The organism is Paenibacillus sp. YAE3 (genome assembly GCF_057546105.1).
The window spans coordinates 49,598-64,986 of record NZ_BAAIYF010000021.1; the positions used below are offsets into that span (position 1 = coordinate 49,598).

Annotated in this window: 13 protein-coding genes and 1 rRNA gene; 1 reads left to right on the forward strand and 13 read right to left on the reverse strand. The window is 52.8% G+C overall.

Annotation, left to right across the window (positions count from 1 at the left end):
• Positions 1-74: 74 nt before the first annotated feature.
• From gltX to AC27KL_RS26840, 4 genes are all read right to left on the reverse strand, one after another.
• The gene (gene gltX / locus AC27KL_RS26825; protein ID WP_487171691.1) at positions 75-1,538 is read right to left on the reverse strand and encodes a glutamate--tRNA ligase; all 1,464 of its coding nucleotides are present in this window, start codon (positions 1,536-1,538) and stop codon (positions 75-77) included.
• Positions 1,539-1,878: 340 nt separating this feature from the next.
• Entirely contained in the window at positions 1,879-2,367 is a 489-nt protein-coding gene (ispF, locus tag AC27KL_RS26830) for a 2-C-methyl-D-erythritol 2,4-cyclodiphosphate synthase (RefSeq protein ID WP_212952135.1), read from the reverse strand.
• Positions 2,364-3,068 (reverse strand): 2-C-methyl-D-erythritol 4-phosphate cytidylyltransferase, encoded by a 705-nt coding sequence (gene ispD / locus AC27KL_RS26835; protein WP_487171692.1) that lies wholly within the window; start codon positions 3,066-3,068, stop codon positions 2,364-2,366. Before ispD ends, ispF begins: the two co-directional genes overlap by 4 nt.
• 59 nt (positions 3,069-3,127) lie before the next feature.
• A complete protein-coding gene (locus AC27KL_RS26840) occupies positions 3,128-4,204 on the reverse strand; it encodes a PIN/TRAM domain-containing protein (RefSeq protein ID WP_487171693.1) in 1,077 nt (358 codons plus the stop codon).
• Between the two features lie 207 nt (positions 4,205-4,411).
• On the opposite strand from AC27KL_RS26840, the gene AC27KL_RS26845 reads away from it, so the two are divergent.
• Complete coding sequence (locus tag AC27KL_RS26845; protein ID WP_212952137.1) at positions 4,412-4,807, forward strand: nucleoside triphosphate pyrophosphohydrolase family protein; 396 nt, start codon at positions 4,412-4,414, stop codon at positions 4,805-4,807.
• 97 nt (positions 4,808-4,904) lie between these two features.
• Here AC27KL_RS26845 and pssA read toward each other — a convergent pair whose 3' ends face one another.
• The 9 genes from pssA to rrf form a co-directional block, all read right to left on the reverse strand.
• On the reverse strand, positions 4,905-5,633 hold the full coding sequence (gene pssA, locus AC27KL_RS26850) for a CDP-diacylglycerol--serine O-phosphatidyltransferase (protein WP_036712512.1): 729 nt from the start codon (positions 5,631-5,633) through the stop codon (positions 4,905-4,907).
• Between the two features lie 55 nt (positions 5,634-5,688).
• Complete coding sequence (gene disA / locus AC27KL_RS26855; RefSeq protein ID WP_036712509.1) at positions 5,689-6,765, reverse strand: DNA integrity scanning diadenylate cyclase DisA; 1,077 nt, start codon at positions 6,763-6,765, stop codon at positions 5,689-5,691.
• A gap of 12 nt (positions 6,766-6,777) precedes the next feature.
• Positions 6,778-8,145: a DNA repair protein RadA gene (gene radA / locus AC27KL_RS26860; RefSeq protein ID WP_212952138.1), complete on the reverse strand. Its 1,368-nt coding sequence runs from the start codon at positions 8,143-8,145 to the stop codon at positions 6,778-6,780.
• Between the two features lie 246 nt (positions 8,146-8,391).
• Positions 8,392-10,842 (reverse strand): ATP-dependent protease ATP-binding subunit ClpC, encoded by a 2,451-nt coding sequence (clpC, locus tag AC27KL_RS26865; RefSeq protein WP_212952139.1) that lies wholly within the window; start codon positions 10,840-10,842, stop codon positions 8,392-8,394.
• Between the two features lie 96 nt (positions 10,843-10,938).
• Positions 10,939-12,000, reverse strand: a complete 1,062-nt coding sequence (mcsB, locus tag AC27KL_RS26870) for a protein-arginine kinase McsB (protein WP_339322491.1) — start codon at positions 11,998-12,000, stop codon at positions 10,939-10,941.
• Positions 12,001-12,026: 26 nt separating this feature from the next.
• A complete protein-coding gene (mcsA, locus tag AC27KL_RS26875; RefSeq protein ID WP_339322492.1) occupies positions 12,027-12,551 on the reverse strand; it encodes a protein-arginine kinase activator protein McsA in 525 nt (174 codons plus the stop codon).
• Positions 12,552-12,579: 28 nt separating this feature from the next.
• Positions 12,580-13,041 carry a CtsR family transcriptional regulator gene (locus AC27KL_RS26880; protein WP_339322493.1) on the reverse strand — a complete coding sequence of 154 codons (462 nt, stop codon included), beginning with the start codon at positions 13,039-13,041 and terminating at the stop codon, positions 12,580-12,582.
• Between the two features lie 588 nt (positions 13,042-13,629).
• The gene (locus AC27KL_RS26885; protein WP_487171694.1) at positions 13,630-14,805 is read right to left on the reverse strand and encodes a GNAT family N-acetyltransferase; all 1,176 of its coding nucleotides are present in this window, start codon (positions 14,803-14,805) and stop codon (positions 13,630-13,632) included.
• Positions 14,806-15,282: 477 nt separating this feature from the next.
• A 5S ribosomal RNA gene (gene rrf / locus AC27KL_RS26890) occupies positions 15,283-15,389 on the reverse strand; the annotation flags it as partial.

Consider the following 15,389-nt stretch of genomic DNA (forward strand, 5'->3'; position numbering starts at 1 on the left):
TTTGGTAGTTATTATATCCGAAAATACATCGGGCTGACAAGAAAGTTTTCGGCATTTGGGCGCAGCCTTCCCGGTCAAGCTCCCTTGATCTGCGATCTCAGCCGTTCGATGACCCGGTCCTTGCCGAGCAAATAGATCGTTTCGTTCAGGTCGCGCCCGTGCATCTGGCCCGTCAGCGCCACGCGGATCGGCATAAAGAGCTGTTTGCCTTTAAAGCCCGTTTCCTTTTGCACCTCTTTGATCATGGCTGCGATCTGCGGCGCCGAATATTCGGCGGAAGCTTCGATTTTTTCAAGCAAGGCTTTCAGCACGGTCGGCACATGCTCCTCGCCCAAAATCGGCTGGGCTTCGGCGTCCACTTCCAGATGAGTCCGGAAAAACATGGCCGATAATTCGACGATGTCCGAAGCGGCGACCATTTGCTCTTGGTACAGGGCAACCAGTTTTTTCGCCCACGCTTCCTGTTCGGCGGAAAGCTCGGCAGGAAGGCGGCTCGCTTTTTGCAAATGCGGAATCGCAAGCTTGGCGATACGTTCCGGGTCGGCTTTTTTAATGTATGCGTTGTTCAGGTGCGCCAGCTTGTTCTGGTCAAACACTGCCGGGCTCTTCGACAGCCGGTCCGGATTGAAGATTTTGATCAATTCCTCCAGGCTGTAGATCTCCTCTTCCCCTTCGGGCGACCAGCCGAGCAGGGCGATGAAGTTGACGAGCGCTTCCGGCAAATATCCGAGCTGGTCGTATTGCTCGATGAACTGGATGATCGACTCGTCCCGTTTGCTGAGCTTTTTATGGTTTTCGTTCACGATCAGCGTCATATGGCCGAAACGCGGCGGCTCCCAGCCGAGCGCTTCATAAATCATCAGCTGCCGCGGCGTGTTGGAGATATGGTCTTCCCCACGCAGCACGTGGCTGATTTGCATCAGGTGATCGTCAATGACGACCGCGTAGTTGTATGTCGGAATGCCGTCTTTTTTGACGATGACGAAGTCGCCGGTATCCTGGGTATTAAACGAAATCGTTCCCTTGACCATATCGTCGAACGTATACGTTTTGTTTTCGGGAACGCGGAACCGGATGCTTGCCACGCGCCCTTCCGCTTCGTACGCCTTGCGCTGCTCTTCGGTCAGATTGCGGTGCTTGCCGGAATAACGCGGGGTTTCGCCGCGCGCAAGCTGCTCTTCCCGTTCCTTTTCCAGCTCTTCTTCCGTGCAGTAGCAGTAGTAAGCAAGCCCTCTGTCCAGCAGCTCCTGCGTGTATTTGTTGTAGATGTCGAGACGTTCGGTCTGACGGTAAGGTCCGTACTCCCCGCCGATATCGATGCTTTCGTCCCAATCGAGGCCGAGCCATTTCAAATATTTCAGCTGGCTTTCTTCGCCCCCGGCGATGTTACGCTTGACGTCGGTATCCTCGATCCGGATCACGAAGTCCCCGCCCTGATTGCGGGCATACAAATAGTTGAACAGCGCCGTTCTGGCGTTTCCGATATGTAAATGTCCCGTAGGACTCGGTGCGTACCGTACGCGAACTTTATCAGTCATGAAAATCCCCTCCACTTTGTGTTTGCTTAGCCCAACGCTAATTCAGACGTGCTAGTTGGCCGCTACGGCTCCCGGATCGATCTTCCGATCGCTGTTGTCTCCAAATTTCTTGATCTATATTCCAACAAGGTAGAAATTCGGAGACAAAGCTTATGCTTTCGATGCCAGCTTTCCTTCGGAAAGCTTTTAGGCGACCGCTAGCATATGCTTCCGAAGCAGCTTTTTTTTCAAAAAGCTCTCAGCTTCGAAAGAATCGATTCCATCCCCTTCGCTACTTCCACTTAACTATTCAACTAACCGGCGATGAACCGCTTATTTACGCTTCAACCGCTCAAATCCTTCAAGATGATAGCACATCTTTGACAAGGCAGACAACCGATTGCGCCGCGATTCCTTCGCCTCTGCCGGTGAAGCCGAGCTGTTCGGTCGTCGTCGCCTTCACGTTCACCTGTTCCAGGTCCGCATCAAGCGCGCGGGCGATCACTTCGGCCATCTGCGGGATGTACGGCGCCATTTTAGGCTTCTGCGCGATGATGGTGGAATCGATGTTCCCCAGGCGGTATCCCCGCTCCTTAGCCATCTCCCATACATGCAGCAGCAGCTTCAAACTATCGGCGTCCTTGAATTTCGGATCGGTATCCGGAAAATGCTTGCCGATATCGCCAAGCCCCAGCGCGCCGAGAATCGCATCGGTCACCGCGTGCAAAAGCACGTCCGCGTCGGAATGGCCAAGCAAGCCTTTTTCGTAAGGAATGGTGACGCCCCCGATGATGCACGGCCTGCCTTCCACCAGCTGATGCACGTCAAATCCTTGTCCTACTCGTATCATCTATTCTTCTCTCCCCTGCGTTTTATCATGAATGCGGCATACTCCAAATCTTCCGGCGTCGTGATTTTGATGTTGGTGTAACTGCCTTCGACGACCGCAACGGGAATGCCCATTCGTTCCACGAGCATGGAATCGTCCGTGCCGACGAAGCCGTCGGCCTCGGCCAGCTCATGCGCTTTTTTTAAATCGGAAAGACGAAAAGCCTGTGGGGTATGGATCGCCCACAGACTTCGGCGGTCGGGGGTTCCTTCGATCATTCCCGAACCGCTCACCCACTTGATGGTATCCTTCACGGGAACCGCCAGCACCGCCGCCCCGGTAAGCAGGGCTTTTTGATGGCATGCCTCGATTCTTTCCGGTTCGACAAACGGTCTGACGCCGTCATGAACCATTACCCATTCCGTGCTGATCTCTAACAAGCCGTTATATACGGACTGCTGTCTTTCCTTGCCGCCCGGCACGATTTTCACCACTTTGCGAAGCCCGTACCGGTCAATCCACCCGGCGCATCGTTCGATGTCTTCCGCTCCGGTCACCAGGACGATCTCCCGAACCAGCGGCATCCGGTCGAAGACCTCCAATGTATGGATCATGATGGGCTTGTCGTCCAGTAGCAGGTACTGCTTGCTTTCGCGGGTCCCCATTCTTGAACCCTTGCCCGCGGAAACCACCACGACGCCCACGCTATTTTGATTGTCCAAAACGAGATTTGCCTCCTCAACCACCGTAAGAAAAAATGTATACCCCCATCATACCCCTTTTACTGGGCTTTTTCCAACAGTTTCGGTTTGGCGAAGATCATCCGTCCGGCCGAAGTTTGAAGCACGCTTGTCACCAGCACTTCCATCATGCTGCCGATGTAATCGCGCCCGCCCTCGACCACGATCATCGTGCCGTCATCCAGATAGGCCACGCCTTGGCCGTGTTCTTTGCCGTCCTTGATGACCTGCACCATGATCTCTTCTCCCGGCAGCACGACCGGCTTCACGGCGTTTGCCAGATCATTGATGTTAAGCACCGACACGCCCTGCAGCTCGCACACTTTGTTCAGGTTGAAATCGTTGGTGACGACTTTCCCCTGCAGGACCTTGGCCAGCTTGACCAGCTTGCTGTCGACTTCGGAAATTTCCTCGAAATCCCCTTCGTAGATCAGGACCCGAACATCCAGCTCCTTCTGGATTTTGTTCAAAATATCGAGCCCTCTGCGGCCGCGGTTGCGTTTGAGCAAATCCGACGAATCCGCGATATGCTGCAGCTCTTCGAGCACGAACTCGGGAATCACGATCGTTCCTTCGATAAAACCGGTTTTGCAAATATCCGCGATGCGGCCGTCGATAATGACGCTGGTGTCCAAAATTTTATGTTCTTCGATTTTCCGGTCCTCGTACGCATCGCCCTTGCTCCACCGTCCCGAGGTCCACAGCGTCGCCAGCTCGTCTTTTTTGTCCAAACCGACCCGGAATCCGATGTATCCGCAAAACAACGTCAGCCCCACGGCTGCAATCTCACCCGCTTTTCCCGCCCAAGCAAGGCTCGGATAGATCAGCAGGGATAACAGCAAACCTCCCGTCAAACCGGCCGCTCCCGCCGCCAATTCATTCATCGGCATTCCCGCAAACATCTGGATCATCGATTGAAAGCGTGCCGCGAGCGCCTGAGCGCACAGGGAACCTATCAACAAAAATAAAATTGCTCCAAGTCCTGCAAACATCAAGCTGCCCCATACGGATTGATCAATACCTAAACTCGGGAACGTCCATCCGGCTGATTGATGAAGGGTATAACCTGTCCAAGCGCCGCACAGACCGGCAAACGCCACGATGAATTTTCTCAGCATAAGTTCCCACACCTCCTTGATTGTATCAGTCATACATATTTCCTTAGCAGTATGGTCCAATTTTGGCCCACATAATCCTTTGCAACCCAAATTTTTCTATCGGATCTGCAAAAGGTCCTTTCGTTAGGAGTCTCGATTTTGGTTGAAAATGGGCAAATGCCTGGCATATAATGAACTCAATTCTTAAGCTAGAGGTGAAAAGGAAAAATGAGCGCACCAAGTTTACAGGCTTTTCAGGATCAGGTTTCCGAATTGTTGCTCCGTCACCGCAGTCTGCTGGATGTCTTGTCCAAAAACGGGCAAAGCAGCGCATCCGTCAACCGGGCTGTTGCCAAGGCCGTTACGGACTGCGGCTGTATCGAACTCCACGCCACCAAACAGTCCTTTGAACCCGAAGTGAGCCTGGAGGAAGCGAAAGACGTGGCCCGGACTCACGTACGCGGAGAGTTATGCGAAAATTGCAAGGAAATCATCAGCGCCGAACTGGGACGCAATATTTTTTACATGTCGGCCTTGTGCAACCTCCTCGGCATCAACATGGATGAAGTCGTCCAGAAGGAGTCCCAGAAATGCTCCACGCTTGGCTTGTTTAATCTGTCATAGAACGAAAGCAAATCCGCGCATTCGAATAAACGGCAACAAAAAAAGCATTTATTTCCGCTGCGGACAGCGAGAAATAAATGCTTTTTATTTTTTCCGGCTAGGAATGATCGTTAAACACGTTTTGATCCGCCGATTGGTCATGATTCCGTCTGCGGGTCAGCTTCTCCACGTTTTGCTTTAATCCGTAGGCCGCATACAGCACCAGCGGAACGAAAATAAGCTTGGATATCTGATCCGGAAAAATCACGGCGACAGCGACTCCCGCGATGATCACGACGGGGGCGTACATCACGGCTTTTTTCGGGAGCCCCACTTTCTTGAAGTTCGGATACTTCACCGTGCTAACCATCAAATACGACAGGACCAACATGGCAAAAATCATGTAAGGAGCCGAAATTTCTTTATGGAACAGCGACAACGTGGCCAAAACGCCACCTGCAGCCGGTATAGGCAAACCAATGAAATAGCCCGGAATCCCGGATTGAACGTTAAACCTTGCGAGGCGCAAAGCGCCGCAAATCGGGAAAATGGCCGTCACGGCCCAGATGAGCGCATGGTGCATGCCATGAAAAGAAGTAACGTACATGATAAGTGCGGGTGCAACTCCAAAAGAAATGACATCCGAGAGAGAATCCAGTTCCTTGCCGAATTCACTTTGTGCATTGAGCGCCCGGGCCACCCGGCCGTCCAATCCGTCGCAAAGCATCGCAATAATGATCATGATGGCTGCCAAGCTGAATTTGTTGTCAAAGGCCAGCATAATTCCTACCATTCCGAGAAACAAGTTACCTAACGTAAACATGTTCGGAATTGATTTCGTAAACATTATTTCACCTCGAATTTTTTTAGTACCCCCGTATCATCACTTGATTGTATGGCATTTAAATTTGTCTGTCAATGAACACTTGCTCCTGCAACCGCTTCAAACCTTCCTTGATGTTGCGGGCTCTGACTTCGCCAATTCCATCCACTTCATCCAATTCCTCAATGGTTGCCATCATGATATGCGGCAGCCGTCCGAAACGCTCGACCAAATTATGGATGATGACGTTCGGCAACCGCGGAATTTTGTTCAGGATGCGGTATCCGCGCGGAGCGATCGATTCCTCCGAATTCGCCGCAGAGATCGGATAACCAAGAAGCCGCATGACGTAATGGATATCCAGCAGTTCATCGTCGGTAGCCCGCTTCAGTCCGGATATCATCTCGCGGATTTTGTCGTCGTTGTCTTCGCGGGCGTAATCCTTGTACAGAAGCCATGCTTCCTCTTCCATATTGCTGACGAGCTCTTCCATCTGCATGCTGATCAACCGGCCTTCGTTGCCCAGCTCGTTGATATAGCGCTTGATCTCCATTTTGATGCGCAGCACCATTTCGACCCGCTGAATGACATTGACGACCTCCGGTACCGTCACCAGCTCTTCGAATTCCGATGCCGAGAGGTTGGTAAGCGACTGGTTCAGCACCGCCCGGTATTTTTCCAGCGTTTGGAGCGCCTGGTTCGCCTTCGTCAGAATAACGCCGATTTCCTTCAGCGCATATCGAAGCGTGCCTTGATATAAAGTGATAATGTTGCGGCGTTGCGAAATCGACACGACCAGCTTTCCGGTCTGCTTGGCGACGCGCTCCGCGGTACGGTGGCGGATGCCCGTCTCGGTCGAGGAAATGGAGGAATCCGGAATCAGCTGGGTATTGGCGTACAGAATCCGCTTCAGGTCCTCGCTCAAAATGATCGCTCCGTCCATCTTGGCAAGCTCGTATAGGTAGTTCGGCGAAAAATCGCAGTTGATCGAAAAACCGCCGTCGACCACCTCCATCACTTCCGGACTGTAGCCGACGACAAGCAACCCGCCGGTTTTGGCTCGCAGCACGTTTTCCAGGCCGTCCCGAAACGGGGTGCCTGGTGCAACCAGCTTGAGCAGGTCATTCATTTTATCCAATTGGCTCGGTTCCTTCATCTCTTATGCCCCCTAATCTAACGCGACCGCTAGCGCATCTGCCACGGTATTGATGCCAATGATTTCGATTCCTTTGGGGTGCTTCCACCCCTTTAAGCTTTTTTCCGGCATGATGATCCGTTTGAAGCCGAGCTTCTCGGCTTCCCTTACCCGCTGCTCGGCGCGCGAGACGGCCCGGACTTCGCCGGTCAAGCCTACTTCGCCGAACATCACGTCATACGGTTTTGTCGGAATATCTCGAAAGCTGGAGGCGATGCTGACAGCAATCGCCAAATCGACCGCCGGTTCATCCAGCTTCACGCCTCCGGCTACATTCAAATAGGCGTCCTGGTTCTGGAGGAACATGCCCATCCGTTTCTCCAGCACGGCGATAATAAGCCCCATCCGGTGATGGTCGACGCCCGTGCACATCCGCCGCGGCGACGGAAAATGCGTGGCGGATACAAGCGCCTGGAGCTCGACCAAAACCGGCCGGGTTCCTTCCATGCTGGCCACCACCGTCGAGCCGGCCACCCCAAGCGGACGTTCGGACAGAAACAGTTCGGACGGATTCTCCACTTCCACCAGTCCGGATTCGTTCATTTCGAAAATGCCGATCTCGTTTGTGGACCCGAAGCGGTTCTTCACCGCGCGCAGCAAACGGTACGTATGATGCCGTTCACCTTCAAAATAGAGCACGCAGTCCACCATATGTTCAAGCAGTCGCGGACCCGCGATGGCCCCTTCCTTCGTAACATGCCCGACAAGAACGGTTGCAATGCCCATGCCTTTGGCTACGCGCATGAACCGGGCCGTGCACTCCCTGACCTGGGCCACGCTGCCCGGAGCGCTCGTCACTTCCGGAATGTATACGGTCTGGATGGAGTCGATCACGAGAAACTGCGGTTGAATGCTGTTGATCGCTTCCTCGATCAGATCCATGTTCGTTTCGCAAAGCACGTACAGCTCCGGAGACAAAGCTCCGAGCCGGTCGGCGCGAAGTTTGGTCTGGCGTACCGATTCCTCCCCGGAGATATACAGGACGCGCAGGCCTGACACGGTCAACGCATGCGAGGTTTGCAGCAGCAGCGTCGACTTCCCGATCCCCGGATCGCCGCCGACCAAAATGAGCGACCCCGGCACGATCCCTCCGCCGAGCACGCGGTTCAGCTCGCCGATGCCGGTATGCACGCGCGCTTCATTGCTGCTTTCTATATTTATGATCGAAAGCGCCTTTTCTTTACTATGAAAGAGCGGAGAATTCATTCCCTGCGTTTTAATGACGCTTTCGGTTTCTTCGATCATGGTATTCCAAGCTTGACAACCCGGACATTTGCCATACCATTTGGCAGCCTCATAGCCGCATTCCGTGCAATAAAATTTCGTTTTCGTTTTAGCCATGATCTCTCCTTAGAGGTAATGGATTTTGTCTAAATTTGTCGATCACTCAGAAAATTGGCATTATTATAATTTTACCATTTATTAAGTTTTATCGTAAAGTATTTGAAAAAAGTTTACATAAAGAATAGAGAAACCGTTTTATGGCTTGCATCCTTCCACCAGTATCCCATCACGCAAAAAAGGACTGGCCCGCCGCTAAACCAGCAGCGGGTCAATCCTTTTCATTAAACTAAGCTGTAGCTTTCATTACGCTTCGGACGTTGCGGATACGTTATCCGCTTTTTTCACCGTCAACTCGCCGTTTTCCTCATCGATCACCAGCGAGTCGCCTTTGGCCACCTTGCCGGTCAGCAGCTCTTCGGACAAACGGTCCTCGATATGCTTCTGAATCGCGCGGCGCAGCGGACGGGCACCGAAAGCAGGGTCGTAACCTTCCTTCGCCAGGAACGCTTTGGCCTTGTCGGTCAGCGTAAAGTCCACGTCGTATTCGCGCAGCCGTTTGCGGAGCTCTTCGGCCATCAGCGAAACGATTTCGGCGATGTGCTTCTCTTCCAGCGAGTGGAAGACGATGATTTCGTCGATCCGGTTCAGGAACTCCGGACGGAAGCTTTTCTTCAGCTCGCCCATGACTTTGTCTTTCATGTTGTTGTAGTCGGCGCCGGCATCGTTGACCGCCGTAAAGCCGAGCGTGGAGTTCCGTTTGATCGCTTCCGCCCCAACGTTGGACGTCAGAATGATCAGCGTGTTGCGGAAATCGACCACGCGGCCTTTGGAGTCGGTCAAGCGTCCGTCTTCAAGCACCTGCAGCAGGATGTTGAATACTTCCGGATGCGCCTTTTCGATTTCGTCGAGGAGCACGACGGAATACGGTTTGCGGCGAACCTTCTCGGTCAGCTGGCCGCCTTCCTCGTAACCGACGTATCCCGGAGGCGCTCCGACCAGTCTCGACGTGGAGTGTTTCTCCATGTATTCGGACATGTCGATGCGGATGACCGCATTTTCGTCGCCGAACATCGCTTCCGCAAGGGCGCGTGCCAGCTCGGTTTTACCTACGCCGGTAGGACCGAGGAAAATAAACGAACCGATCGGACGTTTCGGATCCTTCAGGCCGGCGCGGGAGCGGCGAACGGCGCGGCTGACGGCTTTGACCGCCTCTTCCTGGCCGATGACGCGTTCATGGAGAATGTTCTCCATGTTCAGCAGGCGTTCGGTTTCTTCTTCCTTCAGCTTGCGTACCGGAATTCCGGTCCAGCTGGATACCACTTGCGCGATATCCTCCGGCGTTACCTCGGAATCGGTGCGGCCTTGTTTTTCTTTCCATTGGTTTTTGGTGATTTCAAGCTCTTCGCGGATTTTTTGCTCGGTATCGCGAAGCGCCGCCGCTTTTTCGAATTCCTGGCTCTGCACCGCCGAATCCTTTTCCTTGCGGATGTCTTCGAGACGGCTTTCCAGCTCTTTCAGGTTTGGCGGGATCGTGTACGTGTGAAGCCTTACTTTCGAACCCGCCTCGTCGATCAGGTCGATCGCTTTATCCGGCAGGAACCGATCGGAAATGTAGCGGTCGGACAGCTTCACGGCTTCCACGATCGCTTCATCCGTAATTTTCACGCGGTGATGGGCTTCGTAACGGTCGCGCAGGCCGAACAGGATTTGGATCGCTTCTTCCGGGGAAGGCTGATCCACCGTAATCGGCTGGAAGCGACGTTCCAAGGCGGCATCTTTTTCGATGTATTTCCGGTATTCGTCAAGCGTCGTGGCGCCGATGCATTGCAGCTCGCCGCGGGCCAGCGACGGCTTCAGAATGTTCGAGGCGTCGATTGCGCCTTCCGCTCCGCCTGCGCCGATCAGCGTGTGCAGCTCGTCGATGAACAGGATGATATTGCCGGCTTGGCGGATTTCATCCATGATTTTTTTCAGGCGGTCTTCGAATTCGCCGCGGTATTTGGTGCCGGCCACGACCGAACCCATATCGAGGGTCATGACGCGTTTGTCGCGCAGCGTTTCCGGAATTTCGTTGTTGATGATTTTTTGGGCGAGTCCTTCCGCGATCGCGGTTTTACCTACCCCGGGCTCGCCGATCAGTACCGGGTTGTTTTTGGTACGGCGGCTGAGCACTTGAATAACGCGCTCGATTTCGTTGCTCCGTCCGATGACCGGATCCAGGTTGCCCTCTTTGGCAATGGCCGTCAGGTCACGGGCCAGAGAATCCAGCGTCGGCGTGCTGACGTTGGCCTGGGAGCCGTGGTGGCTGGATACGGCCTCGCTGCTGCCAAGCAGCTGCAGCACTTGCTGGCGCGCTTTGTTCAGGCTGATGCCCAAATTGTTCAATACGCGGGCCGCGACGCCTTCCCCTTCGCGGATCAGTCCGAGCAGGATATGCTCCGTACCCACGTAGGTGTGTCCCAGCTTGCGGGCTTCGTCCATGGACAGCTCGATGACTTTTTTGGCGCGCGGAGTGTAGGCGATATTGGTCGGCTGCTCCTGACCTCTGCCGATGAGCGTTTCCACTTCATCCTGGATTTTTTCGAGTCCGAGTCCTAGCCCGATCAATGCCTTCGCGGCAATGCCGTCACCCTCGCGAATCAGCCCAAGCAAAATATGCTCCGTACCGATGTTGTTGTGTCCTAAACGGACGGCTTCCTCCTGAGCGAGTGCCAGCACTTTCTGAGCGCGTTCCGTAAATCTTCCGAACATCATTCTCCTGCACCTCCATGAGTTTGAAATATGATTTCAAGAATTTTTGCATTCTCGTTTCCATCGAATTCTCGTTTGCTTACAGTCTAAAACTTCGGCTCAGGCTTTCGCCAGAGTCTCGCGAATCAACCTTGCCCGGTAAATGTCGCGTTCCTCGCTGTTCATGTCGTGGCCGTATTTTTTTTGCAAAAAACCCGGCTGCGTCATGACGTTCAGTTCGTTCATCACCGGAATGGAAGGTCCCTGCACGATCCCCAGGTCAATCCCCAGACGCACGTCCGATAACCGCTGCCCGGCCTCCTTGGAATCCATGACCTCCGCATACGACAAAATACCGTAAGACCGTTTGATCCGGTCCGTAATGCGCAGTCGCGAATCGTTCATGAGGCGTGCCCGCGCGTTTTTTTCGTGCTCGATGATCTGCAATACGACGCTGTGCAGGTTATCGATGATTTCGTATTCGGTTTGCCCGAGCGTGATCTGGTTGGAGATTTGAAACAGGTTACCTATTGCTTCGCTGCCTTCCCCGTAAATTCCTCTTACGGTCAGGCCGACTTGCGAGACCGCGGACAAAATCCGGTTAATCTGCTGCGTCATCACCAGGGCCGGCAGATGCATCATCACCGATGCCCGGAGTCCTGTTCCCACATTGGTCGGACAGCTGGTCAGGTAGCCGCGCTTATCGTCAAAAGCGTAATCCACCTCGGCTTCGAACAGGTCGTCGATGGCGGTCGCTTTTTCCCAAGCTTCGCGGACCTGGAAGCCCGGGTACAGACATTGGATGCGAAGATGGTCCTCTTCGTTAATCATAATGCTGACCGATTCGTCCTCGCTGATCATGACGGCTCCATTTTGGGACTCGCTTGCGAGGCTTGGGCTGATCAAGTGCTTTTCGACCAGCACCCTTTTGTCGATCGGCTCGATTTCATCCAGCTTGACGGTATAAAACGTCCCTAAAGACTTGAGATTCGGAGTCTCCGCCACTTGGGCCAGACGATTGAGCACTTCCTCCGACTGCTGGCGCGTGGCCAAAAGGGGAAAAGGCATGTGCTGCAGGTTCCGTGCGATCCGTACCCGGCTGCTGATTACGATGTCGGAGTCGCTTGCCGTCCCCCGCATCCATTCGCTCAGCGCTTTCTCGGTAAACCGGAGATTGGGCATCACGCATTCCTCCTTAAGCGAATACTTTACTGTCCTGACATTTCTTTTTCAAGCGTTCTGATTCGATCCCGAAGCTGGGCGGCTTCCTCGAATTCCTCCTGTTGGATACGCCGCTGAAGCTCGAGCTTCAAATCGTCGATTTGACGTTTCAATTGAATCCTGCTGCCGCTTCTTTTCGGTACTTTACCGACGTGGACGGTGTTCCCGTGCACCCTTTTGAACAAAGGATCGAGGCGGTCGCCAAAATATTTATAACAGGAGCTGCAGCCGAACCGGCCAATTTTGCTGAACTGGGTATACGTCATTCCGCATTCCTCGCACCGCAGGGATTGGGGGGTTTTGACGCTGCTGGCCATCCCTTTGCCCGCGGTTTCAAAATCGAGCAGCCCCGATAGCAAGCTGTGTATGGAGAACCCTCCCGAGGTACCGGGAAGCATCTCTCCTCTTTCCCTTGCGCAAGTTTCGCAAATGTGAAATTCATTTTTTTCGCCGTTTACGATTTTGGTGAAATGCAGCGTCGCGGGTCTTTTACCGCATTCTTGGCATAACATATTGCTGTACCTCCTTTTCCCTGTAGACTTATTTGCCTAACAAAGAAATCAGCATCGCCTTCATCAATCTTGCACGTAATTCATCCCTGTACGGAAGTTTGACCATCAAAGCCTCCCTGGAAACGGCCGCCCGCATCATGTTCGCTTCACGTTTGGTGAGAACCCGGGCCTCCTCCAGCTGGTAGATGAGCCCTTCCGCGACCGTCTGGTCGATGGTATCGCCAATCGTCTGATGCAGATGAGTATGAAGCGCCGAATATTGCGGAAGATCGATGCGCCGAATCCGGATGTATCCGCCGCCTCCGCGCTTGCTTTCCACGAGATAACCTTTTTCCAGCGTAAAGCGGGTGCTTATGACATAATTGATTTGGGAAGGCACGCAAGAAAAATGGTCCGCCAAATCATTACGCTGTATTTCGATCAAACCGTTGGGACTCTCATGCAAAATACTCTTCAGATATTGTTCAATAACATCAGAGATATTACGCATCGTTCATCCTCCACTTGGTTCAGGATTTTGCTTCCGCCCGGTTCCAGACTTCGCGCAAAATCCGCGTATTGCTTGCAGAAAGCCAAGCCGAGTTACCCCATATTCGCGGCCGATGATCCCGGTATTTACTATGGACATTAACCAATGAGCCGTCATGCGAACCGTAACCCCACAAGCCGCAACGGACCGGCAGGGTCTTCAGCAGCGCATGGTTAGTGTAACTTCAGACCATTCGGATCATACATAAACTGTAGGATTCCAACAGTATATGCATGTTTGATCAATAATTGACTTTGACTTTCTTTGACTATATTATAACACATTCTCGCATTTTGCCAAGGGGCGCCCGTAAAATTGCTCCGCAAGCGGTATGTTACGCCGTTTTGCCTTTCCCAGCATCTTTTATCATTTTTGACCTTTTTGCTTTATTCCATCCCTATAAGCGTACAAGAATATCGCATTTCGTGCGAATTGCTTTAAAGACAGGCAACCGTCCCTTGTTTCCGTGCTTTTATGCCTCATTTCGGGAATAAAAAACTCCCCTGCATTCATGCAGGAGAGTCAAGCATCCGGCGGCCCGAAAATATTTTAGAAAAAGTCCAACAAAAAGGTTCGGCCAATGGGGATCACCCGTTCTAAGTATGCTACTGCTTCCGGCTCCCCCGCCAACCTTCCCATGTTCAACAACTCGCCGGGACGTTTGTAACCGAGCATCATCGCAGTCAACGTCTGGATATCCAAGCTTAGCTGTACGGGTTCCGCCGGATCTGCGGCCGTTACGGCTGCTGTTCCCTCCGGAGACAACGCGATTTTCCACTTTCCTTCGTTCCAAGGGGCGTAAGGGTCCTGAATCTGAACCGTCCATGCCTGCTCCTTTCCGTCGTTTTGGAAGGCATATGCCTCAATGAAGCCGGGAACGTTCACGATCCGGGCCATCCCGAACGGAACGATTTCCTGCGTAATTCGCGGATCCGCCAGCATATATGTCAAACCGTCATCCACCGGCATCTGATCGAGCACGGTTTGCTTGATCATGGAATCGTGATTGCCGATAAACGTCCATAACGCCTGTCTGGCTTCTTCCGTCAGGTAAATAAACTCGTACACCTGCATTTCTTGCTTCTGGACTTTATATAAGAGGAAACCTTGCGGTTCGCCCGCTGAATCGTAATATACGGCCGTTTGGTCCTCTTCGTCGTTCAGGATGGCATGCTTCCAGCGGTCTTCATCCCGAACCATCATGCCGTTGTAACGGCTGGCGTAAGCTTCATAGACACGGTTTAAAACCGAGATATCCGTCACGCCGCGGCGAACGGTGCCCTCCGTAACTTGTTTGGCGGGCAGTTTTTCCGTAGGAATGACGTATTTTTTAAAATCGCTGAACATTTCCCAGCCGAATTTACGGTAAAACGCAAACGAAAACGGATGCAGCATAGAGATCAGCTTTCCGGATTCGTTCATCACTTGCAGCGAATGGGTAAGCAACTGCTTCACCAAACCCTGCCTCCGGTATTCGGGCCATGTGGCCACGCCGGCTACCCCGGACATCGGCATTTTTTTGCCGTTGACGAAAATGTCCACGTTGAGCAGACCCAGCTTGGCGCTTAGACGCCCCTCTTCATCAAACATGCCCCATGTATTTTCGGGCTTGAATCGTTTCCTGGCTTTCTCCTTCGCCTCCGCGGTCATCCGGTATTGAAAGGCGTATTCGCCCAGCTCTATCGCGGCATCGAATTCTTCCGGTTTTAATGTCCTGATCTCCATCCCGTTTCACCTCGCTATGTATTCGTAAAACGATAAATCAAATAAAGCAATTGCACTTTCTGTGGATTACACATCGAGTATGTCAAACAGGCCTGGCAAAGTCAATGAATTACCCACAAGATTAGGAATTCTAAAGACGGCGGCGGGGCTTTTAAGCATAAATTAGAACAAAACCTGTGAATGATGGGGATGAATTTGTGAATTTGTGGACGAAATTTTAAGGACAAGCAGATGGGGTGTGTGCGAGTGGGATAAGTATGTGCACAAAATGAAAATAAAAGATCGGTATTGTCGCTTTTTCTGTGGATGGCCCAAATGCGTTACGGATCATCCACAGCGCAATCGGGAATATGTGCATGAAATCCGCGTGAAAACCGGAATATTGGTGCCTTATCCACTGTGAAATCATAAATCGCGATTCTTTATCCACAGTAAATAAAAAAACCACCGTCGATTGTTCATCAACAGTGGTTCTTCGCTTGGCAGCGTCCTACTCTCCCAGGACCCTTCGGTCCAAGTACCATCGGCGCTGGAGGGCTTAACGGTCGTGTTCGGGATGGGTACGCGTGGAACCCCTCCGCTAT